22 protein-coding genes are annotated in these 26285 nt (G+C 64.7%); 7 read left to right on the plus strand and 15 right to left on the minus strand.

What is annotated here, in order from left to right:
- Window positions 1-123 precede the first annotated feature (123 nt).
- Entirely contained in the window at window positions 124-1497 is a 1374-nt protein-coding gene (ppnN, locus tag CAF92_RS03090) for a nucleotide 5'-monophosphate nucleosidase PpnN (RefSeq protein ID WP_046615244.1), read from the plus strand.
- 62 nt (window positions 1498-1559) lie between these two features.
- Here ppnN and CAF92_RS03095 read toward each other — a convergent pair whose 3' ends face one another.
- Window positions 1560-2702, minus strand: a complete 1143-nt coding sequence (locus tag CAF92_RS03095) for a GGDEF domain-containing protein (protein ID WP_046615243.1) — start codon at window positions 2700-2702, stop codon at window positions 1560-1562.
- A 306-nt stretch (window positions 2703-3008) separates the two neighbouring features.
- Between CAF92_RS03095 and CAF92_RS03100 the strand changes: the two genes are divergently transcribed.
- Window positions 3009-3356, plus strand: coding sequence for a hypothetical protein (locus CAF92_RS03100; RefSeq protein WP_046615242.1), 348 nt, complete (start codon window positions 3009-3011; stop codon window positions 3354-3356).
- Window positions 3357-3405: 49 nt separating this feature from the next.
- Here CAF92_RS03100 and pssA read toward each other — a convergent pair whose 3' ends face one another.
- A complete protein-coding gene (gene pssA, locus CAF92_RS03105) occupies window positions 3406-4734 on the minus strand; it encodes a CDP-diacylglycerol--serine O-phosphatidyltransferase (protein ID WP_085599147.1) in 1329 nt (442 codons plus the stop codon).
- Between the two features lie 116 nt (window positions 4735-4850).
- On the minus strand, window positions 4851-7109 hold the full coding sequence (gene katG / locus CAF92_RS03110; protein WP_085599149.1) for a catalase/peroxidase HPI: 2259 nt from the start codon (window positions 7107-7109) through the stop codon (window positions 4851-4853).
- Window positions 7110-7497: 388 nt separating this feature from the next.
- Here katG and CAF92_RS03115 point away from each other — a divergent pair, with 388 nt between their 5' ends.
- Window positions 7498-8403 (plus strand): LysR family transcriptional regulator, encoded by a 906-nt coding sequence (locus CAF92_RS03115; RefSeq protein ID WP_025338767.1) that lies wholly within the window; start codon window positions 7498-7500, stop codon window positions 8401-8403.
- Between the two features lie 99 nt (window positions 8404-8502).
- Entirely contained in the window at window positions 8503-9099 is a 597-nt protein-coding gene (locus CAF92_RS03120) for a hypothetical protein (RefSeq protein ID WP_085599151.1), read from the plus strand.
- Between the two features lie 69 nt (window positions 9100-9168).
- Here the strand turns inward: CAF92_RS03120 and CAF92_RS03125 are convergent, their stop codons facing one another.
- Window positions 9169-10047 (minus strand): DMT family transporter, encoded by an 879-nt coding sequence (locus tag CAF92_RS03125; RefSeq protein ID WP_046615238.1) that lies wholly within the window; start codon window positions 10045-10047, stop codon window positions 9169-9171.
- A gap of 247 nt (window positions 10048-10294) precedes the next feature.
- On the opposite strand from CAF92_RS03125, the gene CAF92_RS03130 reads away from it, so the two are divergent.
- Window positions 10295-11119 carry an aldo/keto reductase gene (locus tag CAF92_RS03130; protein ID WP_085599153.1) on the plus strand — a complete coding sequence of 275 codons (825 nt, stop codon included), beginning with the start codon at window positions 10295-10297 and terminating at the stop codon, window positions 11117-11119.
- 169 nt (window positions 11120-11288) lie between these two features.
- On the opposite strand, the gene CAF92_RS03135 is transcribed toward CAF92_RS03130, so the two are convergent.
- From CAF92_RS03135 to CAF92_RS03160, 5 genes are all read right to left on the minus strand, one after another.
- Complete coding sequence (locus tag CAF92_RS03135; protein ID WP_085599155.1) at window positions 11289-13385, minus strand: bifunctional diguanylate cyclase/phosphodiesterase; 2097 nt, start codon at window positions 13383-13385, stop codon at window positions 11289-11291.
- A 126-nt stretch (window positions 13386-13511) separates the two neighbouring features.
- Window positions 13512-14006 carry a GNAT family N-acetyltransferase gene (locus CAF92_RS03140; protein WP_046615235.1) on the minus strand — a complete coding sequence of 165 codons (495 nt, stop codon included), beginning with the start codon at window positions 14004-14006 and terminating at the stop codon, window positions 13512-13514.
- A gap of 118 nt (window positions 14007-14124) precedes the next feature.
- Window positions 14125-15060, minus strand: a complete 936-nt coding sequence (catA, locus tag CAF92_RS03145; protein ID WP_046615234.1) for a catechol 1,2-dioxygenase — start codon at window positions 15058-15060, stop codon at window positions 14125-14127.
- A gap of 43 nt (window positions 15061-15103) precedes the next feature.
- Entirely contained in the window at window positions 15104-15394 is a 291-nt protein-coding gene (gene catC / locus CAF92_RS03150) for a muconolactone Delta-isomerase (protein WP_013973066.1), read from the minus strand.
- 150 nt (window positions 15395-15544) lie between these two features.
- Window positions 15545-16666, minus strand: a complete 1122-nt coding sequence (locus CAF92_RS03160; protein WP_085599159.1) for a muconate cycloisomerase family protein — start codon at window positions 16664-16666, stop codon at window positions 15545-15547.
- A gap of 135 nt (window positions 16667-16801) precedes the next feature.
- Here CAF92_RS03160 and catR point away from each other — a divergent pair, with 135 nt between their 5' ends.
- Together catR and CAF92_RS03170 are read left to right on the plus strand one after the other, a co-directional pair.
- Window positions 16802-17674 carry an HTH-type transcriptional regulator CatR gene (catR, locus tag CAF92_RS03165; protein ID WP_085599161.1) on the plus strand — a complete coding sequence of 291 codons (873 nt, stop codon included), beginning with the start codon at window positions 16802-16804 and terminating at the stop codon, window positions 17672-17674.
- A 42-nt stretch (window positions 17675-17716) separates the two neighbouring features.
- Complete coding sequence (locus CAF92_RS03170) at window positions 17717-19060, plus strand: D-serine ammonia-lyase (RefSeq protein WP_085599163.1); 1344 nt, start codon at window positions 17717-17719, stop codon at window positions 19058-19060.
- 155 nt (window positions 19061-19215) lie between these two features.
- Here the strand turns inward: CAF92_RS03170 and CAF92_RS03175 are convergent, their stop codons facing one another.
- The 6 genes from CAF92_RS03175 to CAF92_RS03200 all read right to left on the minus strand — a co-directional run bounded on the left by CAF92_RS03175 (window position 19216) and on the right by CAF92_RS03200 (window position 26277).
- Window positions 19216-20049, minus strand: a complete 834-nt coding sequence (locus CAF92_RS03175) for a helix-turn-helix transcriptional regulator (protein WP_230384923.1) — start codon at window positions 20047-20049, stop codon at window positions 19216-19218.
- Window positions 20050-20102: 53 nt separating this feature from the next.
- Window positions 20103-21515, minus strand: a complete 1413-nt coding sequence (locus CAF92_RS03180) for an aminotransferase (RefSeq protein WP_085599165.1) — start codon at window positions 21513-21515, stop codon at window positions 20103-20105.
- A 34-nt stretch (window positions 21516-21549) separates the two neighbouring features.
- Window positions 21550-22653 carry a polyamine ABC transporter substrate-binding protein gene (locus CAF92_RS03185; RefSeq protein WP_085599167.1) on the minus strand — a complete coding sequence of 368 codons (1104 nt, stop codon included), beginning with the start codon at window positions 22651-22653 and terminating at the stop codon, window positions 21550-21552.
- Window positions 22654-22933: 280 nt separating this feature from the next.
- Window positions 22934-23635, minus strand: coding sequence for an NAD(P)H-dependent oxidoreductase (locus CAF92_RS03190; RefSeq protein ID WP_085599536.1), 702 nt, complete (start codon window positions 23633-23635; stop codon window positions 22934-22936).
- A gap of 43 nt (window positions 23636-23678) precedes the next feature.
- Window positions 23679-25094, minus strand: a complete 1416-nt coding sequence (locus CAF92_RS03195) for an aldehyde dehydrogenase family protein (protein ID WP_085599169.1) — start codon at window positions 25092-25094, stop codon at window positions 23679-23681.
- Window positions 25087-26277, minus strand: coding sequence for a pyridoxal phosphate-dependent aminotransferase (locus CAF92_RS03200; RefSeq protein ID WP_046615226.1), 1191 nt, complete (start codon window positions 26275-26277; stop codon window positions 25087-25089). The genes CAF92_RS03195 and CAF92_RS03200 overlap by 8 nt, the downstream gene beginning before the upstream one ends.
- Window positions 26278-26285 lie beyond the last annotated feature (8 nt).

Raw genomic sequence — 26285 nt, forward strand, 5'->3', positions numbered from 1 at the left:
GGGCAAGCCCGCGAAGAAGCCAGCCTGGTCTCAAGCTTTTTCCACTCCCCCCTCGTTGCCGTCCACATTTCTCGGTATGGTGTTGTCAAAGAAGGATGTTTTACCCGCACAGGAAAGACTTAGATGCCTCAACGCAATGTCATCAATGCATCCGTCAGCCCCAAAGGCAGCCTGGAGACGCTGTCACAACGTGAAGTGCAGCAACTGAGTGAAGTCGGTACCGGTAGCCTTTACACCCTTTTCCGCCAGTGCGCCCTGGCCATCCTCAACACCGGCGCCCATGTCGACAATGCCAAGACCATACTCGAGGCCTATCAGGATTTCGAGGTACGTATCCATCAACAGGACCGCGGCGTGCGCCTGGAGCTGCTGAATGCCCCGGCCGACGCCTTCGTCGATGGCGAAATGATCGCCAGCACCCGTGAAATGCTGTTCAGCGCACTGCGCGACATCGTCTACACCGAAAGCGAGCTGGCCAGCCAGCGCATCGACCTGGAAAGCTCCCAGGGCATCACCGACTATGTCTTCCACCTGCTGCGTAACGCCCGCACCCTGCGCCCGGGCGTGGAGCCGAAGATGGTGGTGTGCTGGGGTGGCCATTCGATCAGCAGCGAGGAATACCAGTACACCAAGAAGGTCGGCCACGAGCTGGGCCTGCGCAAGCTGGACGTGTGCACAGGCTGCGGCCCGGGTGTGATGAAGGGCCCTATGAAGGGCGCCACCATTGCCCACGCCAAGCAACGCATGCACGGCAGCCGCTACCTGGGCCTCACCGAGCCGGGCATCATCGCCGCCGAAGCGCCCAACCCGATCGTCAACGAACTGGTGATCCTGCCGGACATCGAGAAGCGTCTGGAAGCTTTCGTCCGGGTCGGCCACGGCATCATCATCTTCCCGGGCGGTGCCGGCACGGCCGAGGAGTTCCTCTACCTGCTGGGCATCCTCATGCATCCGGACAACCAGGACCTGCCTTTCCCGGTGGTACTCACCGGCCCGCGCAGCGCCGAGCCGTACCTGCAACAATTGCATGCCTTCGTGGGCGCCACCCTGGGTGAAGCGGCGCACCGCCTGTACGAGATCATCATCGATGACCCGGCTGAAGTTGCCCGGCACATGGTCGAAGGGCTCAAGGCGGTGAAGCAGTTCCGCCGCGAGCGCAACGATGCCTTCCACTTCAACTGGCTGCTGAAGATCGAGGAGAGCTTCCAGCGCCCGTTCGACCCGACCCACCAGGCCATGGCCGACCTCGACCTGCGCCGCGAGCTGCCGGCTCACGAACTGGCCGCCAACCTGCGCCGGGCGTTTTCCGGCATCGTTGCTGGCAACGTGAAAGACAAGGGCATCCGCCTGATCGAGGAACACGGGCCATATCAGATCCGTGGCGACAGCGCCGTGCTGGACCCACTGGGCCGGCTGTTGCAGGCGTTCGTCGACCAGCATCGGATGAAGTTACCTGGCGGCGCGGCGTATGTACCGTGCTACCAGGTGGTGACCTGAGTCGCCATTCTTGCTGAGGCCCCACGGACGGGGCCTGCAGCTATTTGGCTTTTTGGATATGGCTAACTGAGATCGGCCATCGGTCGTTCGACGAAGCGGATGCTGTCGCGCCCACCGCGCTTGGACTGGTACAAGGCGACATCCCCCTGCTCGATCAAGGCTGCAAGGCTCGTCGGCGGTTGGTCGAACAGGTTGGCGCCGATGCTCAAGGTGACCGGCTGCGGCGTAGGTACCGTCTTGCTGGCATACTGCTGGAACTGCTCGCGCAGCAGTCCTCCCAGCTCCATGACCCGCTCGCTGCTCGCACCACACAGCAGAATGACGAACTCATCACCACCCAGCCGCGCCGCCAGCGAGCGCTCGGGCAGCACCGCACGAATCATCTCGCTCAGGGCAATCAGCAAGCGGTCCCCCGCAACATGCCCGTGCAGGTCGTTGACCAATTTGAAATTGTCGATGTCGATCAATAGCAAGGCCCCGGGTTGCGCCGAGTCCACTGCCTTGAAGAAAGGCCCCGCCCGCACCTCCAGTGCACGTCGGTTGTACAGCGCTGTCAACGGGTCACGGGCTGCCAGGCGGGCAATCCGCTCCTCGCGCCGGTAGCGCACGGTGCCAGTCATCGACAAGGCAATCAGCATGATCGCCATCGCACCTTCGACCAACGAAACCTGAATGATCAGCCCGCCGAAGGTGGCCAGGTCAATCAACGTACCCGGTGTGATCGCAATGATCGCCTTGGCCACATAGAACAACCCATGAACCAGCAACACATAGCGCAACTGCACCGCGCCAACACTCAGCGACCTGCCATGCGGCCGCAACAGCCAGCTGGCCTTGAGCGTCAACAGCGCCACCAGCAACGAGTTGACCATCAGCATCACCTTCGACCACTGCGGCCCCACAGGCAACAGCAGCAAGGCGAACCACACCAGCACGACCGATAACCAGATACGCGACAGCCGCTCCTGGGTGAAACGCAACACACCCATCAGGAAGAACCAGTGCGCCACCACCAGCAGGCCGTTGGCGAACCAGATACCGATCAGCAACAAACCGATGCCGCGCAGCAAGGCCAGGGTGGAACCAATCGTGATGGTGGCAAAGCCTGCGCTCCAGAACAGCAGTGACGGCTCGCGGACGCTGCGCCACTCGATCGCCAGGTACAACGCAGCCGCAGCAGCCAGGGCGATCGAGATAGTCAGCATCGTGGGTGGATCAAGCGCCATGAACGGTTCGGCCTATCTGGTTGACGAGGAAAAGGCCCGATTGTATGCGCTCGTGATGACTTTTCAGAGGAGCCTTACACCACCAGCCTGCAAATGATAGCCCAGCCCTGGCCAATACCGTGCGGGCGAAATGTCATATTGACATCAGCCAGTCATTTGCACCACAAAAACTGCTGTCGTTATGACAACACACCAGCGTAACACCCTCATCTGCAAGGGCTGCCCAGCTGGCACGAAAGCTGAACCATTCTCTTCGCCACTACCTGCCTTGCGGAAATAACCATCATGAAAAATATCCTTCTCCCTCTGGCGATGTCCCTGTCCATCGCCCTGCCCGCCTGCGCCGACGAGGTGCTCTCGGAAAGCCCCGACAACACGGTGGGCCATGGCGTCGGGGGCGTCACCGGCCTGATGGTCGGTGCCGCGCTCGGCGGCCCGTTCGGCGCCATCGCCGGTGCAGCCCTGGGTGCATTTGGCGGAGCCGCCGTGCAACAAGGCAGTGGACACAGCGATGCAGCCTACGTGGTACGCCATGACGACGGCAGTACCCAGCGCTATCGCTCGCCCAATGCCCGCTTCAAGCCCGGTGATCAGGTGCAGGTGAGTGGTATTCGCCTGGCCCCGGCGCAGTAAGCCGTTGCCCGGACAAAAAGGCCGCTCCCACAAAAACGCTTGAATTCCCTCAGAGCACCCGTTTGATCAGCGGCTCCAGCCGGCTATAGCGCAGCCGCCGCAGGAACCTGCGCACTTCCTTGGGGTGCTCGGCCTTGACTCCCAATTCCTCTGCCGAGCCGATCTTCGGCGCATGCCGGCGCAACTCGGCCAACTCTGCCTCCCGTGGCCCCAGCCATTGCTCTTGCGGGTCATCGATCAGCAGGCCGTTCTCCAGGTCCAGGTTGAAGCCGCGCGGGTTCAGGTTGTTGCCGGTCAGCAGCGAATAGCGCTGGTCGACCCACACGCCCTTGGCATGGAAGGTATGCCCGGGGTCGTTCCAGATCCGCACCTGCAGCTGGCCGCTTGCAATCGCAGCGTGGCGACGTCGGGTGAAAGCGCGCAGGTTGTCTTCGTACAGGTAGGGCAACGCGCCGCTGGCGCTGAACGGCTCGCCAGGGGCGATATAGAAATCGTTGGCCGTGCGATCACCAACGATCAGCTCCACCCGCACGCCACGCGCCAGGGCATGGTCGAGCTCGCGCATCAGCACCCGGGGTGGGTTGAAGTACGGCGTGCTGATGATGACCTGTGTGCGCGCCGCCGCCAGCAAGGCGCACAGCGCCCGGTTCAGCGGGTTGCCACGGCCCACACCCAACAGCGGAATAACCCGCAGGCCCTGCCCTGCTGCGCTGGCCGGTGCCTCATAGGCCATGCGCCGCAGCCGCGCGCGCAAGCGCCGGATGTCAACGCGCAGGCTGCGGGTAGAGGGTGGCGCCGGCAGGTCGAGGCGCGGTGTGGCGGTGTGGTGCAGCAGGCGTCGCACCAGCCCGACCATCGCATCGGCCAGCTCTGGTGACTGGAACAGGTGGTAGCGGTCCAGGCGGTAACGGTCGAAACGGTGCAGGTACACGTTGTTGAGGCTGGCGCCGGTGTAGATCACGCAGTCGTCGATGATGCTGCCCTTCAGGTGCAACACGCCGAACAGCTCGCGGGTCTGGACCGGTACGCCATGGATGACGATGTCCAGCCCATGGTGCTGGCGCTGTGCCTGGTACCAGGCGGCGTTACCCGGCTGGCGGCCGGCGCCCAGCAGGCCACGGCGGGCACGGAACCAGTCGACCACGATGGTGATTTCCAGCCCTGGCCGCGCGGCCTTGGCCTGGTACAGGGCATCCAGCACTTCCTGGCCAGCCTCGTCTTCCTGCAGGTACAACGCAACGATGACGATACGCCGGGTTGCGGCGCGGATGCGCTCAAGCAGGCAGGCGCGGTAGGCCTTGGCATCGGGCAGCACCTGGATGGACTCTGCCGACATGGCGTAGCCTGGCAATGCCGCCAGCATGGTTTCGGGGTTCACGAACGATTACCTTCTGTGTGCAACCACTGTCGTGCACCAGCTTGCACAGGAAGATTGAAATGGTCCAGCCCCCGGAGAGCATGGGGGCTGCTTCGCAGCCCCCATTTCTGACGAAGCTATTTCAGGTCAAAGCGATCCAGCTCCATCACTTTCTCCCAGGCCGCCACAAAGTCCCGCACGAACTTGTCCTGGCCATCACTGCTGCCGTACACCTCGCTCAACGCCCGCAACTGGGCATGGGAACCGAACACCAGGTCAACCCGGCTACCTGTCCATTTAACCTGCCCGGTCTTGCGGTCCCGTCCTTCGAAGGCGTCGTTATCCGCCGAGGTCGGCTTCCACTCAACGCCCATGTCCAGCAGGTTGCGGAAGAAGTCGTTGCTCAGGGTACCGACCTTGTCGGTGAACACGCCCTGCTGGCTGCCGCCATGGTTGGCACCGAGCACGCGCAGGCCGCCGATCAGCACGGTCATTTCCGGTGCGGTCAGGGTCAACAGCTGGGCCTTGTCCAGCAACAGCTTCTCGGCCTTGACGCTGTAGCGGGCCTTGGTGAAGTTGCGGAAGCCATCGGCCAGCGGTTCCAGCACGGCGAACGACTCGACGTCGGTCTGCGCCTGGGAGGCATCGGTACGCCCCGGGCGGAACGCCACGCTGACGTTGTGCCCGGCGTCCTTGGCAGCCTTTTCCACTGCGGCGGCGCCAGCCAGAACGATCAGGTCGGCCAGGGAGATTTTCTTGCCACCGGCATTGAACTCGGCCTGGATCTTCTCGAGCGCCGCCAGTACTTTGCCCGTGCCTTGGTTAGCCGGCCAGTCCTTCTGCGGCGCCAGGCGCAGGCGGCCACCATTGGCCCCGCCACGCTTGTCCGAACCGCGGAAGGTCGACGCCGCCGCCCAGGCTGTGGCCACCAGCTCGCCAACGCTCAGGCCCGTCGCCAGCACCTTGGCCTTGAGCTCGGCAACGTCCTGCTCGCCTACCAGCGGATGGTCGACTTTTGGCAGCGGGTCTTGCCACAGCAGCTCTTCGTTGGGCATTTCCGGGCCGAGGTAGCGCGCCAATGGGCCCATGTCGCGGTGGATCAGCTTGTACCAGGCGCGGGCGAAGGCGTCTGCCAGCTGGTCAGGGTTGTCCTTGAAGCGGCGGGCGATCGGCTCATAGATCGGGTCGAAGCGCAGTGCCAGATCGGAGGTGAGCATGGAAGGCGCGTGGCGCTTGGCCGGGTCATGGGCATCCGGCACAGTGCCTGCCCCCTTGCCCTCCTTCGGCCGCCACTGGTGTGCACCGGCCGGGCTCTTGGTCAGTTCCCAGTCGAAGTTGAACAGGTTGTTGAGGTATTCGTTGCTCCATCGGGTGGGGGTCGAGGTCCAGGTCACTTCGAGGCCGCTGGTGATGGTGTCGCCACCTTTGCCGCTGCCGAACTTGTTGGCCCAGCCCAACCCCTGCAGCTCCAGGCCTGCTGCTTCCGGCTCGGGGCCGACGTTGTCGGCAGGGCCGGCACCGTGGGTCTTGCCGAAGGCGTGGCCCCCGGCGATCAGCGCCACGGTTTCTTCATCGTTCATGGCCATGCGGCCAAAGGTGTCACGGATGTCCCTGCCCGAGGCCACCGGGTCGGGGTTGCCGTCCGGGCCTTCCGGGTTCACGTAGATCAGGCCCATCTGCACGGCAGCCAGCGGGTTTTCCAGGTTGCGCTCGCCGGCCAGGTCCCGGCTTTGCTCCTCTGCGTGCTTGGCTGGCTCGGCTACCAGGTCACCCTGGCCTGGCGGCTGGGCCTTGACCTGCTCATTGCCATAACGAATGTCTCCGCCCAGCCAGACCTTTTCCGAGCCCCAGTACACGTCCTCGTCCGGCTCCCAGACATCGGCACGCCCGCCAGAGAAACCGAAGGTCTTGAAGCCCATGGATTCGAGGGCGACGTTGCCGGTGAGCACGATCAGGTCGGCCCAGGAAATCTTGTTGCCGTACTTCTGCTTGATCGGCCACAGCAGGCGCCGGGCCTTGTCCAGGCTGACGTTGTCCGGCCAGCTGTTGAGCGGGGCGAAGCGCTGCTGGCCAGAGCCTGCACCACCCCGGCCATCGCCGATGCGGTAGGTGCCGGCGCTGTGCCAGGCCATGCGGATGAACAGCGGGCCGTAGTGGCCGAAGTCGGCGGGCCACCAGTCCTGGGAGTCGGTCATCAAGGCGGTCAGGTCTTGCTTCAGGGCCTGGAAGTCGAGGCTCTTGAACGCCTTGGCATAGTCGAAACCCGGGTCCATCGGGTCGGACTTGGAGGAATGTTGGTGAAGAATTCTCAGGTTGAGCTGGTCAGGCCACCAGTCACGGTTGGTGGTGCCGCCACCTGCGGTTTGATGGAACGGGCATTTCGATTCGTTCGACATCTGCGGGTACCTTTGGGTCGGTTATCCAGATTTCCGGTCATTGCCAGGTGTTCTTTCAGCCGAGCGCGTGGGCTCGTGCTACCCCTCATCAGGTCTACACGGGGCTTGCGAAGCTGTCACGATGGGGTTGGTGCGGTCTTGCACGCAGGTGCTGACACGCCGCCCGCTCGCGGAACTCGCGGGGCCAGGGGAAAGACTAGCCGAGCTTGGACAGAGTTCTAATAGAGTGGCTATTGAGGGGTGATAGGTTGGCTCTGTCAGCTTTCCGGTGATGATCCTGTGGGAGCGGGTTTACCCGCGAAGAGGCCGGCACATCCATACAAGGCAATCAGGCTGGCCACATGCTTCAATACACCGCCACCCCCTCTACTCCGGAACCCGCCCACTCATGAACCGCAACGACCTGCGCCGCGTCGACATGAACCTGCTGGTACTGTTCGAAGCCCTGATGATCGAACGCAACCTGACCCGGGTCGGCGAAAAGCTGTTCATCACCCAACCCACCGTCAGCGCCGCCCTCGCCCGCCTGCGCGAGCTGTTCGACGACCCGCTGCTGATCCGCAACGGCCGGGCCATGGAGCCGACCCCACGGGCCATGCAGATCTTCGCCGAGCTGGGGCCGGCCATGGACGTGATTTCCGCCGCCATCAGTCGCGCCCGCGAGTTCGACCCGGTCAACAGCTGCAACGTGTTCCGCCTCGGCCTGTCGGACGATGCCGAGTTCGGCCTGTTCCCGGCCCTGCTGCAGGCCCTGCGCGAAGAGGCCCCGAACATCAGCGTGGTGGTGCGCCGGGCCAACTTCCTGCTGATGCCAGGGCTGTTGGCCAGCGGCGAGATCTCGGTGGGCGTGAGCTACACCACTGACCTGCCGGCCACCGCCAAGCGCCGAAAGCTGCGCAACATCGGCGTGCGGGTGCTGCGCGCCGATGACCGCCCAGGCCCGCTGACCCTCGACGAATACTGCGCCCGCCCACATGTAATGGTGTCGTTCTCCGGCGACATGAGCGGCAATATCGACCTTGACCTGGCACGCATCGGCCGTTGCCGCAAGGTGGTGCTGGCGGTGCCGCAGTTCGGCAGCCTGCGCGCCCTGCTGCGCAACACCGAACTGATCGCCACGGTGCCGGACTACGCCGCCTGCGCCCTGGCCGACGACGGCAGCCTGCGCGCCGACCCGGCGCCGTTCGACATCACCGAGGCTGAACTGTCGATGGTCTGGAGCGGCGCCCAGGACAATGACCCCGCCGAGCGCTGGCTGCGCGAACGCATCCTGCAATTCATGGCCACGCAGTGATTCATCGACCTCATCGATAGCTACCATGAATGCCATCAAGTTCCGCTGCGAACAGCCCGGTTGGAAGATGGCGGCATTCACTGATTGATGAGGCCTCCCATGAAAACCGGCATGATCGCAGCCCTGCTCGCCTTGCTGGCCGCCCTTGGCGGTTGTGCCAGCCCGGCGGCTACCGACACGCAGCCCTACGGGCACTTCTATTCGGCCACGGCCATTTCCAGTGTCATCCTGGGCCCTGGCCAGCGGGTGGCCGTGCTGCTGGGACGTGATGCCGCAGCGACCCTCGAATACCTCGGCAGCCATCGCACCCAGGCCACCGCGCCGGCCCGGGGCCAGCGCGTCTCGGTGGCGACCCTGCGCAGCGAGAGCCAGGCGTATGACTGGCTGGCGCGGTCACTGGCGCAGCAGTTTACCGAAGTGACGTTCTATGACGACCTGGACACGCTGCTGGGCGACCACCCGGATGTGATCGTGCTGCTGGACACCGAAAGCCGTTTGGCCAGCGCGGATATCGAAAGCCGGGTGGTAGCTCGCTTTTTCGATGACCAGTTGACCTATATCGGCCGCGCTGAAGGACGGGCCAGCAAGCGCCTGGGCGATGTGGCGCGGGTGGTCGAGGATGAGCGGGCGGTGCAGGCAGATGCGCTGCGGGACTTTGACGATTCGTTGCAGGCGTTGTTGAAGGGTCGCGTTTGAGGGCCTTCCACTGGTCTAGCGCAATGCTTGGGCACAGCTCCTACAGGTCGGTGCTGTAATAACGGCCTTCTACTTACCCCGCTGCATCCACGCCGCCCCTAGCCCACTCAGGCAGATCACCGAGATGCCCACCAGGCTCAAGGTATCCGGCACCTGGCTATAGGCAACCAACCCAAGCAAACCGGCAAACACGATCTGGCAATAACTGAATGGCGCCAGCAACGCCGGTGCCGCATGGCGGAAGGCCTGGGTCAGCAGCAGGTGCGCAGTCATGCCAAAGCCACCCAGCGCCAGCATCAGCAGCGCATGGTCCCAACGCGGCATCTCCCAGAAGAACGGCACCAGCGCACTCATCGCCAGGGTGTTGCACAACCCCGCATAGAAGTTGCTGGTGGTCGGGCTGTCGTGCGAAGCCAGGATACGCGTCAACAATTGGTAGAAGCAGAAGCCCAGCGCCGAACCGAACGGATACAGGATGGCCGGGGTGAACATCGCCCCTCCCGGGTGCACCACCACCAGCACGCCGATGAAGCCCATCACCACCGCCACCCATTGCCCCACCGTCACCCGCTCCTTCAGCAGTGGTGCCGACAGTGCGGTGACCAGCACCGGGGCGAGGAAGTTGACCGCCGTGGCTTCGGCCAGCGGCAGGTACTGCAGGCCGGTGGTGAACAGCAGGCTGGTACTCAGCAGGCTCAGGGCACGTAACGTCTGCAACAGCGGGCGGCGGGTACGCAGCACGTTGAGGCCGGCCTTTGGCAGAAAGATGCCGGCCATCAGCAGCGTATGCACCACATACCGCGCCCACACCACCATGATGATCGGGTACAGGCCGCCGAGGAACTTGGACAGGGCATCGTGGCTGGCGAACAGGAATGTCGCCACCACCACCAGGGCGATGCCGCGCAGGGGTTGGTTGACTCCGGACAGCGGTGTGCTGGAACTCATGGCACTCTCGATGACGGCGCGGCTGGATGCGGCGCCCAGTGAAGGCCGCGCAGGCACAGCCTGGCGGATGCAACAGCTCGGATTCTAGAAGAGATGCCGAAGAATAAGGAAGTTCAATTGCCGCCAGCCAAGGCCGACTGCAGTTTCTGTTCGCTGATCGACCACTTTCCGCCCCGCGCGCATGGCCCGTGCCGTGCTGATCGCCGACCATCCAATGCGAACCCTGCACACCCTACAAGGAATTTACATGCAAAGGCTCACCACCCGAAACGGCCTGGACCTGCCCGCGATCGGTCTGGGCACCTGGCCAATGACCGGCAGCGAGTGCACCCAGGCCGTGCGCCAGGCGCTTGAATTGGGTTACCGGCATATCGATACCGCCACTGCCTATGAAAACGAGGCCGCCGTCGGCCAGGCCCTGCGCGACAGCGATGTACCGCGCGAGCATATTCACCTGACCACCAAGGTATGGTGGGATCGCCTGGCGCCCAAGGCCATGCGCCAGTCGCTGGAGGACAGCCTGCGCGCGCTGGGTACCGAGCAGGTCGACCTGTTCCACATCCACTGGCCCGCCCAGGACTGGGACCTGGCCCGCAGCATCGAAACCCTGGTGGCCCTGCGTGACGAGGGCAAGGCGCGCAGCATCGGCGTGGCCAACTTCCCGCTGGGGCTGCTGCGCCAGGTGGTGGAAACGCTGGGCGCACCATTGTCGGCGATCCAGGTGGAATACCACGTGCTGCTCGGCCAGCAACCGCTGCTGGACTATGCCCGCCGCCACGACCTGCTGCTCACCGCCTACACCCCGCTGGCCCGTGGGCAGGCGGCGGCGCAGCCGGTGATCCAGGCGATCGCCCGCAAGCATGGCGTGCTGCCCAGCCAGGTGGCGCTGAAGTGGTTGCTGGACCAGGACGGCGTGGCGGTGATCCCCAAGGCCGGCAGCCGCGAGAACCAGCTGGCCAACCTGGCGGCCTCGACCGTGCAACTGGATGACGAGGACCGCGCGGCGATTGCCGGGTTGCCGAAAAACCAGCGGGTGGTGAGCCCGGCGTTTGCGCCGGACTGGAACAGCTGATTGCTGCTCAATATCTGAAAGCTGGCACGATCTCTGTGGGAGCGGCCTTGTGTCGCGAAAGGGCCGCAAAGCGGCCCCGACAATTTTTGCGGCGAAGCTGAAAATGTTGGGGGCGCTGCGCGCCCCAATCGCGACACAAGGCCGCTCCCACAATGGGCCGCGCAAACCGTTATGCCGGCGTCATGACCTGCTTCAAGCGCTCGTTCGCCGGTGCAGGTCGCCCGTACAGGTAGCCCTGGAAGTGCGAGCAACCCTCCGCCGCCAACCGGCGCATCTGCTCCTCCGACTCCACCCCCTCGGCCGTCGTCTTGATCATCAGGCTGTTGGACAGGTCGGTAATGGCGCGGATGATCGACATCGCCTCGCGGCTGTCGCACATGTCATGCACGAACGACTTGTCGATCTTGATCCGGTCGAACGGGAACGAACGCAGGTAGCCCAGCGAGGAATACCCGGTGCCGAAATCGTCCAGCGAAATGGCCACCCCCAGGTCCTTCAGTGCACGCAGGGTACGCACGTTTTCCTCGCTGTTGCCCAGCAGCACCGACTCGGTGACCTCCAGCTCCAGCCGCTGTGGCGGCAGGCCTGAGTCGGCCAGCGCCAAGGCCACGGTGTGCACCAGGTTGGCATTCTTGAACTGCACCGCCGACAGGTTGACCGAGACCGTCTGCTCGCTGTCCCAGCTGGCCGCCTCCTGGCAGGCCAGGTTCAGCGCCCGGGCGCCCAGTTCATGGATCAGCCCGGTTTCCTCGGCGATGGGGATGAAGTCCATGGGCATGACCATGCCGCGGGTCGGGTGCTCCCAGCGCAGCAGCGCCTCATAGCCGGTAACGCTGCTGGTCTGCTGATCGACCACCGGCTGGTAATGCAACTGCAACTGGCCCAGGTGCAACGCGGTGCGCAGGTCGGTTTCCACCAGGCGGCGCTGGCGGGCGGCGACGTCCAGTTCGACGTTGAAACACTCGTAGCGGTTGCGGCCATTGCGCTTGGCCTCGTACAGCGCCATGTCGGCGTAGCCCAGCAGTTGCTCGGCCTGGTCGCTGTCGTCAGGCGCAATGGCAATACCGATGCTCACCCCCACCGTGAACTGGTGCCCCTCGATCTGGAACGGTGGGCAGACCGCGTTGATCAGGCGCTGCGCAGTGTTGCATGCGGCCTCCCGGCCTTCCAGGCCGGTCAGCACCACGGCAAACTCGTCGCCGCCCAGGCGGGCCAGGGTGTCGTGTTCGCGCAGCTCGCGGCGCAGGCGCTTGCCCAACGCGCGCAGCAGCTTGTCGCCAAAGGCGTGGCCCAGCGAATCGTTGATGTTCTTGAAGTTGTCCAGGTCCAGGCACAGGGCGGCGGTCAGCTTGGCGTGCTCGCTGTCACGCACCAGCGCCTGGCGCAGGCGTTCGTTGAACAGGGTGCGGTTGGGCAGCCCGGTCAGCGCATCGTGGTGCGCCATGTGGTGGATCTGCGCGTGGGCAGCCAGCTCTTCGGTGGCGTCTTCGGCAACGAACAGCACGTAGTCGGCCTGGCCTTCACGGTTCTGGCTGAGCAAGGTGCGGCTGCGCAGGGTGCGTGGGCCGCAGGCTGTGTCGACCCGGGTTTCGGCGGCATGGCCCTTGGTGCTGCGGGCGCCACGGGCCAGTTGCTGTTCCAGGTAGCCGGCAGCACCCGGTGCCAGGCATTCGCCGGGCAGCTGGCCGATCATGCTGCGCTGCGGCCCGCCGAACAGGCGTTCGGCCTGCTGGTTGGCCAGCAGGATGCGCTGGCTTTCCAGGTCCTGGACAATGACGCTGGCAGGGATGTTGGCAATCACCGAATCAAGAAACTGCGACAGCTTGGCCATTTCCTGGCTGTACTGCTCGGCCAGTTCCTTGGCCTGCAGCAGTTCCAGCTCTTGCCGGTGGCGCTCGGAAATGTCGCGGGTGACCTTGGCGAAGCCCACCAGTTGCCCGGCATCATCGTAAACCGCGTCGATCACCACATGGGCATGGAAGGTCGTGCCGTCCTTGCGCAGGCGCGAACCGACCTCTTCGAAGCGCCCGGTGCTGCGCGCCTGCTCAAGATTGAGCGCGGGCAGCCCGGCGGCGCGCTCGGCATCGGTGTAGAACAACGAGTAGTGCTGGCCGACGATTTCCTCGGCCAGGTAGCCCTTGGCGCGCTGGGCGCCGGGGTTCCAGTTGGCGACGATCCCTTCGGGGGTGAGCAGGTAGAAGGCATAGTCCACCACACTCTGGATCAACAGCCGGTACATGATGTCGGGGCTTGCGACTAGCGACATGAACTTTACCTGGGCCTTCGAAAGGCGTGAAAAGGATTGGTGGCATTATGCCTCCGATGACGATTTTGTGAAGTAGCTCACAAAAAGCCACGATCCCTTCAATTTGCGAACGAAGGCTGGCCACCCTCAATGACGTGCGCCCGTGACCAGGAAATTGAGCAAGCCTGGTTCGTCATCCAGGGCTATGGGCTGCGCCGGGCGCGACAGCTCGGCCAGCACGGCATTGCAGAAGGCCACGGCAGGCGCGTCCTTTGCGTAACAGCGCATCAGCCAATCACCATCGCCGCCCAGCAGCTGCAACGCCACCGCCCGGCCGATGCCCTGTCGGCGGTACTTTTTCAGGATGAACAGGTCGGCCAGTTCGAACGCATCGATGCCCGGCAGTTCGCTGCGCTCGACCAGCACGAAACCGGCGATGAAACCATCTGCCAGCACCAGATACGCGCCCCAGCCATCGGCCTGCCAATATCGTTGCAGGTGCTCGTCATGGATATAGAAGCGGCCGTCCACTTCGACGTCTTCCTGCTCCCAGTCCGAGGACTCGTAGGCGTAGAACTGGTAGAGGTTGCGAATCAGCGGGGCCTGGTCGGCAGTGGTCGCCAGCAGTTCGATGGGCAGCATGATGCGAAGGGCTCGGGTAAAAAGGCGGATTCTAGATCAACAGCCCCTGGCAGCAAAAAGCCCAGGCCCTCCCCGCACGGAAAGGCCCAGGCCAAAACCAGTCATCGATTGATAGGGCTCAACTGTTTTGCAACGCACGCGGGCGATGGCTGCGTGCCTCGGCGTCTGGCGCCTTGGCCGCCTGCAGATGGAAGTCGAACGTCAGCTCGGCAAAACGCTCACCTTCTACGCCGCGATCACGCGCCGCCGCAGCATCCTCGACGAAGCACAGCTCGCCGACCAGCCCGTCACGGGTGGCATAGGCGAAGTCATCCCACAGGTACTTGTCACCAGCCAGGTTTATCTGCGTGGTCAGATGGCGGTGCCCCGGCGCCGAGATGAAGAAGTGCACGTGCGCCGGGCGCTGGCCGTGACGGCCGAGCAGGTTCAGGCATTCCTGGGTCGGCCCCTGCGGGTCGCAGCCGTAACCCGACGGCACGATGGAGCGCGCGCGGTAGCGCCCTTCGGCATCGGTGATGATGCGCCGGCGCAGGTTGTACTCGGTCTGGGTCGAGTCGAAGTACGAATAGGTGCCTTGGGTGTTGGCGTGCCACAGGTCGACGGTGGCGCCGGCCAACGGCTTGCCTTCGGCATCGAACACCTGGCCCTGGAGGAACATCACCACACCCGGGTCGCTACCGTCATCCATTCGCGCTTCGCCCTGCGCCAGCGGCGCCCCTGCCACATACAGCGGGCCTTCGATGGTGCGCGGGGTGCCGCCAGTCAGGCCGGCCTCGGCGTCCTTGGCATCCTGCAGCAGGTCGAGGAAGTGCTCGATGCCCAGGCCCGCCGCCAGCAGGCCGGCTTCGTTACGGCCACCCAGGCGATTGAGGTAGTCGACGGCATGCCAGAACTCGTCTTCGGTGATTTCCAGGTCTTCGACGAGGCGTGCAGTGTCCTGCAGCACACGCAGGATGATCTGCTTGAAGCGTGGGTTGCCTTCGGCATGGCCCAGGCCGGCCACTTCCTTGAAGAACGCCTGAACATCGGCAGTATGGGAAATTTTCACGGTCATCGTGCTTGCCTCATCTTGTTCTTGTCAGGTTGACAGGTGCGTCTCAGCGGTCGTCGCTGTGAATCGACGAGGGGTGCCGGCACAGGCCGTCGACCTCGATGTCCATGTAAGGGAACAGCGGCAGCTGCATCAGGGTGTCGTGCAGCGCCTCGACACTGGGCACGTCGAACACGCTGTAGTTGGCGTAGTGCCCGGCAATGCGCCAAAGGTGGCGCCAAGTGCCTTCGCGCTGCAGGCGCTGGGCCAGTTCCTTTTCGTCGGCCTTGAGCCGGGCAGCCTTGGCCGGGTCCATGTCGACCGGCAGTTTCACGGTCATCTTCACGTGGAACAGCATGCTGGTATCTCCTTTCTCTGATTTGGCGCGAACACTGTGGGAGCAGGTTTACCCGCGAACACGGGCGAAGCCCGTGCCATCCACCGCGTCGCCTGCTTCGCGGCCAAAGCCGCTCCCACAGCGGTTGTGTGTTCTTTCAGCCAGCGTGACTCAGCGGCGGGCGAAGCGCGCAAGGCGCTGTTCGTCCAGGGTCAGGCCCAGGCCCGGTGTGTGTGGCACGTGCAGCTGGAAGTCGCGGTACAGCGGCGGCTCATTGACGATTTCTTCGGTCAGCAGCAGCGGCCCGAACAGCTCGGTGCCCCAGGTGAGCTGGCGCAGGGTCAGGAAGGCGTGAGCCGAAGCCAGGGTGCCGATCGAGCCTTCGAGCATGGTCCCGCCATACAGGGCGATGCCGGCAGCCTCGGCAATTTGCGCGGTGCGCAGCACGGCGCGAGGGCCGCCGTTCTTGGCTATTTTCAGGGCGAAGATGCTGGCCGCGCCGTCGGCTGCCAGGCTGAAGGCGTCCTCGACGCTTTCGATCGACTCGTCGGCCATGATCGGCGCCGGGCTGCGCTGGTTGAGGCGCACCTGGCCGCTGCGATTGATGCGCGAAATCGGTTGCTCGACTAGGTCGATGCCGTTGTCGCCGAGCACCTGGCAGGCACGGATGGCCTGGGATTCGTCCCAATACTGATTGACGTCGACCCGCACGCTGGCGCTGTCGCCCAGTTCGCGCTTGATCGCCACCACGTGTTTGAGATCCTGGGCCAACGGGTTGGCGCCGATCTTCAGCTTGAACACCCGATGCCGACGAATCTCCAGCATGTGCAAGGCTTCGGCGATGTCGCGGGCGGTGTCGCCGCTGGCCAGGGTCCAGGCCACTTCCAGGCTGTCGCGCACGCGGCCACCCAGAAGTTCGCTGACCGGCAGGCCCAGGCGCTTGCCCTGGGCATCGAGCAAGGCACTCTCGATACCCGACTTGGCAAAGGTGTTGCCCTTGGCCAGCTTGTCCAGCTTGAGCATGGCGGCGTTGATGTTGTCTGCCGGCAGGCCGATCAGCGCCGGCGCCAGGTGCGCATCGATGTTGGCCTTGATGCCCTCGGGGCTTTCGTAGCCATAGGCCAGGCCGCCAATGGTGGTGGCCTCGCCGATGCCTTCCACACCATCACTGCAGCGAACACGCAATACCACCAGGGTCTGCTGCTGCATGGTGTGCATCGCCAGCTTGTGCGGGCGAATGGTCGGCAGGTCGACGATAATTGCCTCTATACGTTCAATCAGCGCGCTTGTCATTGTTGCCAGGTCCCGTAGTTTCGGGCTGCCAGCCGCAGGCCCGAGTGGTGCATTTACTTGCTTGTTCAAGGATTGCGCGAGACCCTGATAGCCGTCCAATATCGAATGAATCTCCCACCATACCCTGGAGGTCTGATGGAGCTGCGCCACCTGCGTTACTTCAAGGTCCTGGCCGAAACCCTGAACTTCACTCGCGCCGCCGAGCTGCTGCACATTGCCCAGCCACCGCTGAGCCGGCAGATCAGCCAGCTCGAGGACCAGCTCGGTACTTTGCTGGTGGTGCGCGAGCGCCCGCTGCGGCTGACCGAGGCGGGTCGCTTCTTCTACGAGCAGAGCTGCACCGTGCTGCAGCAGCTGGAGAACATCAGCGACAACACCCGTCGCATCGGCCAGGGCCAGCGTCAGTGGTTGGGGATCGGATTTGCCCCCTCGACCCTGTACAAGGTGCTGCCGGAGCTGATCCGCGAACTGCGTCAGGACAACGAGCTGGAGCTGGGCCTGAACGAGATGACCACGCTGCAGCAGGTGGAGGCGTTGAAAAGCGGGCGCATCGACATCGCCTTCGGGCGCATTCGCATCGATGACCCGGCCATTCACCAGCAAGTGCTGTGCGAAGACCCACTGGTGGCCGTACTGCCCAAGGGCCACCCGCTGGGGAACAGCCCGCTCACACTCGCCCAGCTGGCTGGCGAGGCGTTCATCCTCTACCCGGCCAACCCGCGGCCCAGCTATGCAGACCATGTGCTGGCGCTGTTCGCGCACCACGGCATGAGCATCCGCGTCAGCCAGTGGGCCAACGAACTGCAGACTGCCATCGGCCTGGTGGCCGTCGGCGTAGGCGTCACGCTGGTGCCGGCGTCGGTGCAGCAGCAGCACCGCACCGATATCGAATATGTAAGCCTGCTCGACAGCGGCGCCGTCAGCCCGATCATCCTCAGCCGGCGCAAGGGCGATGTGAGCCCGATCGTGCGGCGCTGCCTGGCATTGATTGCGCAGCAGGCCGTATGAGCGTGCGCTCCCCGGTCATCATCAACCAACAGGAAACCCAGCATGATTCACGGCAAGACACTGCAAGCATGGTGCAGCTCCCATCCTCTGATCGAAGACCTGGTGGCCCTGCGCGAAACCCGTTGGTTCAACCCGCACATCGCCCCTGCCGCCCAGGCCCTGGCCGATGTCGGCCTTGGCGCCGCCGATGTCAGTGCCGCCAGTGCCCGGCTGGCACGCTTTGCCCCGTACCTGGCCAAGGTGTTCCCGGACACCGCCACCAGCGACGGTATCATCGAGTCGCCGCTGCGCCCGCTGCCCACCCTGCACGCCACCTTGCTGCAGGCAGCGGGCCTGCCCGCCAGCGGTTCACTCTGGCTCAAGGCCGACAGCGAGCTGCCGATCTCCGGTTCGATCAAGGCTCGGGGCGGTATTCATGAAGTACTCAAGCATGCCGAGGACCTGGCGCTGGAGGCCGGCCTGATCCACCTCGACAGCGATTACCGGGTACTGGCCAGCGACCAGGCCCGGCAATTCTTCAGCCAGTACAAGGTTGCGGTCGGCTCGACCGGCAACCTCGGCCTGTCGATCGGCATCATGAGTGCCAGGCTGGGCTTTCAGGCCACCGTGCACATGTCGGCCGATGCCCGCCAATGGAAGAAGGACAAGCTGCGCGCCCACGGCGTGTGCGTGGTCGAGTACGAAAGCGACTACAGCGTGGCAGTGGAGCAAGGGCGCCAGCAGGCGGCGGCGGACCCGAGCTGCTACTTCGTCGACGACGAGAATTCACCACACCTGTTCCTTGGCTATGCAGTGGCGGCCGAGCGGCTGGCCGCCCAGTTCGAGGCTGCGGGCATCAAGGTAGACGCCCAGCACCCATTGTTCGTCTACCTGCCCTGCGGGGTCGGCGGCGGCCCAGGTGGCGTGGCGTTCGGCCTGAAGCTGATCTGGGGCGACCATGTGCACTGCATCTTCGCCGAGCCCACCCACTCGCCGTGCATGTTCCTGGGGGTGTATAGCGGTTTGCATGATGCCACCAGCGTGCAGGATTTCGGCATCGACAACCTGACCGCCGCCGATGGCCTGGCGGTGGGCCGCCCTTCCGGCTTTGTCGGCAAGGCGATGCAGCGTTTGCTCGATGGTTATTACACGGTCAGCGACGAGGCGCTGTACCGGCTGTTGGTACTGGCCCATGACCAGGAGAACACGCGGCTGGAGCCTTCGGCGCTGGCGGGGATGCCGGGCATGGTCAAGGTGCTTGAATCACCTGAGTACCTGGCGCGCATTGGCCTGTCGGCCGGGCGCATGGAGCGGGCCACGCATCTGGTGTGGGGGACCGGTGGCAGCATGGTGCCGGAGGCAGAGTTTGCGGCCTATCTGGCTAAAGGCAGGGGCTCAGAATTATAGGGGGGGGCAGCGCTGTACCTGTGGGAGCGGGTTCACTCGCGAACACGGGCGAAGCCCGTGCCATATACCGCGGTGCCTGCTTCGCGGGTGAACCCGGCTCCCACAGGGGACCGCGCCAGCTTTCAGATTTGAGCAAGGCAGTTGCTCCTTTGCTGCTAGGCCGGCAGATGATCGCCGCGCAGCCAGTCGATAAACCGCGCAAACAACTCCGACTGCGAGTTGATCTGCAGCTTCAGGTACAGGTTCTTGCGGTGCATGCGCACGGTTTCCGGCGAGATGCCCAGCTCCAGCGCGGTGGACTTCACCGAATGCCCGCGCAGGATCATGTGCGCCACCTCCCGCTCACGGTCGGTCAGCACCTGGCAGCCGAAACTGTCGAACGCCGCCTGCAGGCCGCCACGCTCCGCCGGCGCGGGGCCGGGCTCCAGATGGTGCCGGGCATAGCGCCCCAGCAGTTCGCGCACCATCGGCTCCAGCGCACGCAGCAGGTCGATCTGCCCCGCGCTCAGGCGCGTGCCGCTGCAGCCTTGGAACAGGCTCAGCGACAACTTGCGGCCAGCGCTCAGGTCGACGATGTAGTAGCTGTCTTCACTGCAACCAGTGCCCAGGTAATAAGCCTTGTAGTAATCGCTGTCGAAGAAGTTGTCCGGGGCGATTTCCTGCAGGTGGTAGAAGCCCTCGGCCAGGCCGCTCTGCACGGCCAGGCAGAACGGGTCGAGCAGGTAGCCGGCAGTGAAATAGCGCTCCAGCACGGCGGCGCGGTGCAGGTCGGGGATGCCTTGCTGGTACAGCAGTTGCGGTGCCCGCCCCTGGCACTCGAGGCTGATCATCATCGATTCCACCTGCACCAGCTGGCCGATGGCTGCCGCCACATGGGCCAGCGCCTCGGGCGTTTCGCTGTGGGCCAATGCGCGTTGCAGCGCCGCATGCCATTGCTGCAGCGCGCCCAGTGAAAGGGTAAGCGGGGTGTCGGGAGAGGCCTGGGTCATGCCCGGCAGTCTAGCCTGCCAGGCACGCCCGCGCACAGGCCTTTGCGCCAGGTTCATCGGCCCTGGTACAGGCCAAGCGCCGTGAGTTCGCGCGCGGTTTCGATGATGCACTGGCGCAGGGTTTCGACGATCTCGTCCACCTGCGCATGGGTGACGATCAACGGCGGCGACATCACGTTCAGGTGCATGATCGGCCGCACCAGCAGCCCCTTGGCCTGGGCCTTGCTGTGGATGCGTTCGCCAATGTTCACCTCGTCGGCAAACAGCGCCTTGCTGGCCTTGTCGGCAACGAACTCGACACAGGCCATCAGCTTCATGCAGCGCACATCCCCCACCAGCGGCAGCTCGCGCAGGCTTTGCAGGCGCTGTTCCAGGTAAGCGCCAACGTCCTTGACATGCTCCAGCAAATGCTCGCGCTCGATGATCTCGATGTTCTTCAGCGCCGCGGTGCAGCACACCGGGTGGCCACTGTAGGTGAAGCCGTGGGTGAAACAGCGGCCCTTGCCCGGCTCGGCGATCACCTGCCAGATGCGCTCGGAGAAGATGCATGCCCCCAGCGGCAGGTAGGCCGAGGTCAGGCCCTTGGCGGTAGTGATGATATCGGGAGTTACGCCGAACAGTTCCTCGCTGGCGAAAAAGGTGCCCAGGCGCCCGAACGAGGTCACCACTTCGTCGGCGACGAACAGGATGTCGTAGGTCTGGCACAGCTGCCACATGCGCTGGAAGTAGCCCTTGGGCGGAATGATCACCCCACCCGAGCCCATGATCGGCTCGGCGAAGAACGCCGCCACGTTGTCGGCCCCCAGCGAGAGGATCTTGTCCTCGAACTCGGCCACCAGGAAGTCGAGGAACTCGGCCTCGTCCAAGTCGTGCGGGGCACGGTACGGGTTGGGGTTGGACACGTGGTGGATCAGGTCGTGGTGATAATCGAACTCCGGCACCCGGTCAGCGGCCTTGTTGCCGATCGACATGGTCAGCGTGGTGGAGCCGTGGTAGGCGTTGTAGCGGGCGATGATGTGCTTCTTGTGCGGCTTGCCACGGCAGTTCTGGTAGTACTGGATCAGCCGGTAGGCAGTGTCGACCGCGGTCGAGCCGCCGGTGGTGAGGAACACATGGTTCAGGTCACCCGGCGCCAGCTGCGCGAGCTTCTGGCACAGCTCGATGGCCACATCGTTGGCCATGTCGGAGAACGGGTTGGAATAGGCCAGCTGGCGTACCTGGTCGGCGATGGCCAGGGCCATCTCCTCACGGCCCAGGCCAATGTTGGTGCACCACATGCCGCCGACTGCATCGAGGAAGCGGTTGCCGTGGGTATCGCGGATGTAGGCGCCCTCGCCGGCAACGATGTTCAGCGCGCCTTGCTCGCGGTGCTCGTCGAACACATGGTAGCCGTGCATGTAGTGGGCCTTGTCGGCTTCCACCAGCGGGTCGTTGGCAGTGGCGAATGCTTTGCTTGGGGTAGCCATGGGCAGCTCCTTGGCAGTGATCGTTGGGCGGTGTTCAGAAACCGGTCTTGACCGTGCTCCAGACCCGGGTGATGGCGCGCATGTCCTTCGGGCTCTGGGTTTTCTGCGCGAACAGGCGCTCGCGGGTTTGCGCGTCGGGGTAGATGGCCGGGTCCTGGCGGATCTCCTCGCGCACCAACGCCGTGGCGGCAGCGTTGCTGTTGGCGTAGTGGATGTAGTCGGTGACCTTGGCCATGGTCTGCGGCTGCAGCAGGAACTCGATGAAGCGGTGGGCGTTGGCCACGTGCGGTGCATCCTTGGGGATGTACAAGTTGTCGAACCAGATCAGCGAGCCTTCCTGGGGGATGAAGAACGACAGCTTGATGTTCTTCTTCGCTTCCACCGCACGAGCCTGGGCGGTGGCGTAGTCGCCGGACCAGGTCAGGGCCAGGCAGATATCGCCGTTGGGCAGGCTGGTGAGGTAGTTGACCGAGTCGAACTTGCGAATGTACGGGCGAATGCCCAGCAGCAGTTGTTCGGCCGCCTTGAGGTCGGCAGGCGATGCGCTGCGTGGGTCCTTGCCCAGGTACTGCAGGGCCAGCGGGATGACTTCGGTCGGCGCGTCCATCAGGGTGACGCCACAGTCGGCAAAGCGCGAGACGATCCTGGGGTCGAACAGCATGGCCAGCGAGCCGATGGGGGCATCGGGCATGCGCGCGGTGATCTTGTCGACGTTGTAGGTTACCCCCGAGCTGCCCCAGGTGTAGGGCGCCGAGTATTTCAGGCCGGGGTCGTAGCCTTGCAGGTTGTTCACCACCTGCTGGTCGAGGTTGTGCCAGCTGGGCAGTTGCTGCTTGTCCAGTGCCTGGAACACTCCGGCACTGATCAGCGGGGGTACCAGGGAAGCATTCAGCATGACCAGGTCGTAGCCGGAGCGGCCGGTGAGCAGTTTGGTCTGTACCGTTTCGTAGCCGTCGAAGGTGTCGTAGATGACCTTGATGCCGGTGGCCTTCTCGAAGTCGGCCAGGGTGGTTTCGCCGATGTAGTCGGTCCAGTTGTACAACCGCAACGTGTTACCGCTGTCCACCTCTGCCGCCTGGGCCAGGCTGGCGCCAGACGCCAGCAGCAGACCGCCAATCACCTTCAGTACCTTGCGCATGGCAACTCCATCGTGTGAATGCTCGGGATCGAGCCGATGCAGGCACTATCGAGGGATTTGCCGAAGGGGAACATACCCCGAATGTGTGGGTGGTCGTTTTTTGGCAGGTGGATCTCAACAGCCTGCCGAATCTTTGGGGGCTGCTTTACAGCCCTTTCGCGACACAAGGCCGCTCCCACAGGTTCACTGCCAGCTTCGAAGGCTGCGCAGTCCTTGTGGGAGCGGCCTTGTGTCGCGAAAGGGCCGCAACGCGGCCCCAGTGGCTGGCACAGGAGAAAGGTCAGGTCAGCGGGTACAACGCCTCATCAAACTGCTCAAGGCGCGGGAACACCAGAGGCTGGTCGTCCGAGAGCTGCTCCAGGCGCTGTCGGTACTGCTGCAAAAAGCCCTGCCGCGCCTCGTCACTGATGTACGGCACATGCCAGGCCACGAACGGCGGCAGCACCTCGAAGCCGACGTAGGCCAGCGTACCGCGCAAGATCGGCCGCAGCATATCCTCCAGCGGCCCATGAATCGCCCGGTCGCCAAACATGTGCTCGCGCCCGCCCAGGGTCACGGTCACCAGCGCTTTCTTGCCTGCCAACCCGCCCTGGTCGTAGAAGCGCTTGCCGCCATAGCACACCCCCGACACCAGCACGCGGTCGATCCAGCCCTTGAGCATGGCCGGCGCCGAGAACCAGAAGATCGGGAAGTTCAGCACCAGCAAGTCGGCCGACAGCAGCTTGTCCAGCTCCTGCTGGATATCCGCGGCAATGGCGCCACGCTTGACCCCCTGGCGCTGCTCCAGGGCATACACCAGGTACTCGGGGTTCTCGCGCTGGGTGAAATCATCGGCACTGGCCACTGGGTTCCAGCCCATGGCGTACAGGTCGCTGACCTGCACCTGGTGGCCCTGGGCGCGGAAGGTTTCCACGGCCTGGTCACGAAGGGCGGCAGTGAACGATTGCGGCTCGGGGTGAGCGTGGACGATCAGTACATTCACAAACATTCTCCTCACACAAAACAGGTTGTCTTCCAGCTGTGGCTCAGCACTGCACCGCTTTCACCTCGACGAACTCCGCCAGGCCCTCCTCGCCCCACTCGCGCCCATTGCCAGACTGCTTGTAACCACCGAACGGTGCCTGGTAGTTGAACCCACCACCGTTGATGAAGCACTGCCCGGCGCGTATCTGCCGCGCCAGGGCCAGGCCGTGTTCGCGGCAACCTGCCCACACCGCGCTGGACAGGCCGAACGGCGAATCGTTGGCCAGGGCCAGCGCCTGGGCCTCGTCGGCATAGGGGATCAGGCACAGCACCGGGCCGAAGATTTCCTCCTGGGCGATACGCATGCAGTTGTCGACATCGGCGAACAAGGTCGGCGCCACGTAGAAGCCACGCTCGAAGCCGGCTGGCGTATCACCGCCGCACAGCAGGCGCGCGCCCTCCTCCTGCCCCAGGCGAATGTAGTCGAGCACGGTGCGCCGCTGGCCTGCCGAACACATCGGGCCTAGGAAGCTGGCCGGGTCACGCGGGTCGCCCATGACCAGCGCACGGGTCTCGGCCTCGGCAATCTCCAGCGCCTCGGCGTAGCGGCTGGCCGGCAGCAGCATGCGGGTCAGCGCCGTGCAGGTCTGCCCCGAGTTGATCATCACGTCCTGCACGCCATGGCGCACCGCCGCGTGCAGGTCGGCGTCGGCGGTGATCAGCAGCGGCGACTTGCCGCCCAGCTCCAGGCACACCCGCTTCACCGTCGGCGCGGCCGCCTGGGCCACGCGCACCCCGGCACCGGTGGAACCGGTGAACGACACCATGTCCACCTGCGGGTGCCGGGCAAGGGCCTCGCCAACCTTGGCCCCCGGCCCGCTGACCAGGTTGAACACCCCGGCCGGCAGGCCGATGGCCTCGATCATCTCGGCCAGCAGGAACGCGTGCAGCGGTGTTTCCTGGCTGGGCTTGACCACCACCGTGCAGCCGGCGGCCAGGGCCGGCGCCAGCTTGCCGATCATCTGGTGCAGCGGGTAGTTCCACGGGTTGATGAACGCGCAAACGCCAACGGCCTCGCGGTACACCAGCGAGTTGCCGACTTCGCGCACCTCATCCATCAGCCCGGCCAGTTCGGCATACTGCTCCAGCCCGGCAATCGGGCCCTCGACCTGTACCGCCTGGCACCACTGCACCGGCATGCCCAGTTCATCGGTGATGACCGAGGCCATTTCCGCCGCGCGGCTTTTCAGCTGTGCGGCCAGCGCCGTTATGTACCCGGCACGTACGCCGGACGGTGTACGCGACCAGCCATCGAAGGCCCGCCGCGCGGCCGTCACCGCCCGCTCGACATCGGCCTCCGCGCCCAGCGGCACCCGGCCGATGACCTGTTCGGTGGCCGGGTCGATCACCTCGGCAATGCCCTGCCCGCTCGGTACCTGCCAGGCGCCGTCGATGTACAGCCGCGCATACTCACGCATGGGCCTGCCCCTGCATCGATGCCGCGGCGCAGCGGGCAATGCGCTGGCAAGCGTCGGCCAAGGCCTCGTTGCCCAACACCAGGCCCAGGCGGATATGCCCGGCAGCGCTGGGGCCGAAGGCTTCGCCGGCGAGCACCGATACGCCCTGGCTGTCGAGCAGGCGATCGGCGAAGGCCTGGGCGCTGAGGCCGGTCTCGCGGATGTCGACCATCACGAACATGCCGCCATCGGGCTTGAGCACCTTGATGCCCGGGCAGCCGGCCAACTGCTCGCACACCAGGTCGCGGCGCTGGCGATAGGCCTCGCGCATGCTGTCGAGCTCGGGCAGTTGCTGCTCCAGTGCCACCACGGCGGCGTCCTGGATGAAGTCCGGCGAGCCATACAGCATGCACAGCGCCAGGTTCTCCAGGTGGGCGGCCAGTTCGCTCGAACCAACCACCCAACCCACCCGCCAACCGGTCATGGCATGCGACTTCGACAGGCTGTTGAGGGTGGCGGTGCGCTCGGCCATGCCCGGCAGGCTGCCGGGGCTGACATGCTCGCCGTCGTACAGCAGCTCGCTGTACACCTCGTCGGAGATCAGCCACAGATCGTGGGCGATGCACAGTTCGGCCAGCGCTTCCCAGGTGGCACGCGGCAGGCTCGCCCCCGAGGGGTTGTGCGGGCTGTTCAGGGCCAGGGCGCGAGTGCGCGAGGTGATGCGCGCGGCCACGTCACGGGGGCAAACGCGGAAGCCGTTCTCCGGCTTGACCGGCACCGGCACCACCTTGGCGCCACAGGCCCCGAACACCGCCTCGTAGGTCACGTACATGGGCTCGGCGACAATCACCTCGTCACCCGGGTCGAGCACGCACTGGGCCACGCAGTACAGCGCACACTGGGCCCCCGCCAGTACCGTCACCTGGTCGGCATCGACGGCCTGGCCGCTGCGCTGGCGGTGGCGGTTGGCGATGGCCTGGCGCAGCGCCAGCTTGCCGCGCACATCGGCGTAATGAGTGTGGCCCGCCCGCAGGCTGTCGATGGCCGCCTCGACGATCGGCGCGGGGGTGTCGAAGTCCGGGTCACCCACCGACAGCAGCAGGATATCCTTGCCCTCGGCCTGCAGCGCCAAGGCGCGGTAGTGGATGTCCCAGGCCGCGGCCCCGTCGCCGGCGATGCGTTGAGTGAGCTTGGCGTAGCGCATGGCAATCT

The sequence above is a fragment of the Pseudomonas sp. B10(2017) genome (assembly GCF_002113295.1).
Classification (GTDB): Bacteria; Pseudomonadota; Gammaproteobacteria; order Pseudomonadales; family Pseudomonadaceae; genus Aquipseudomonas; species Aquipseudomonas pudica.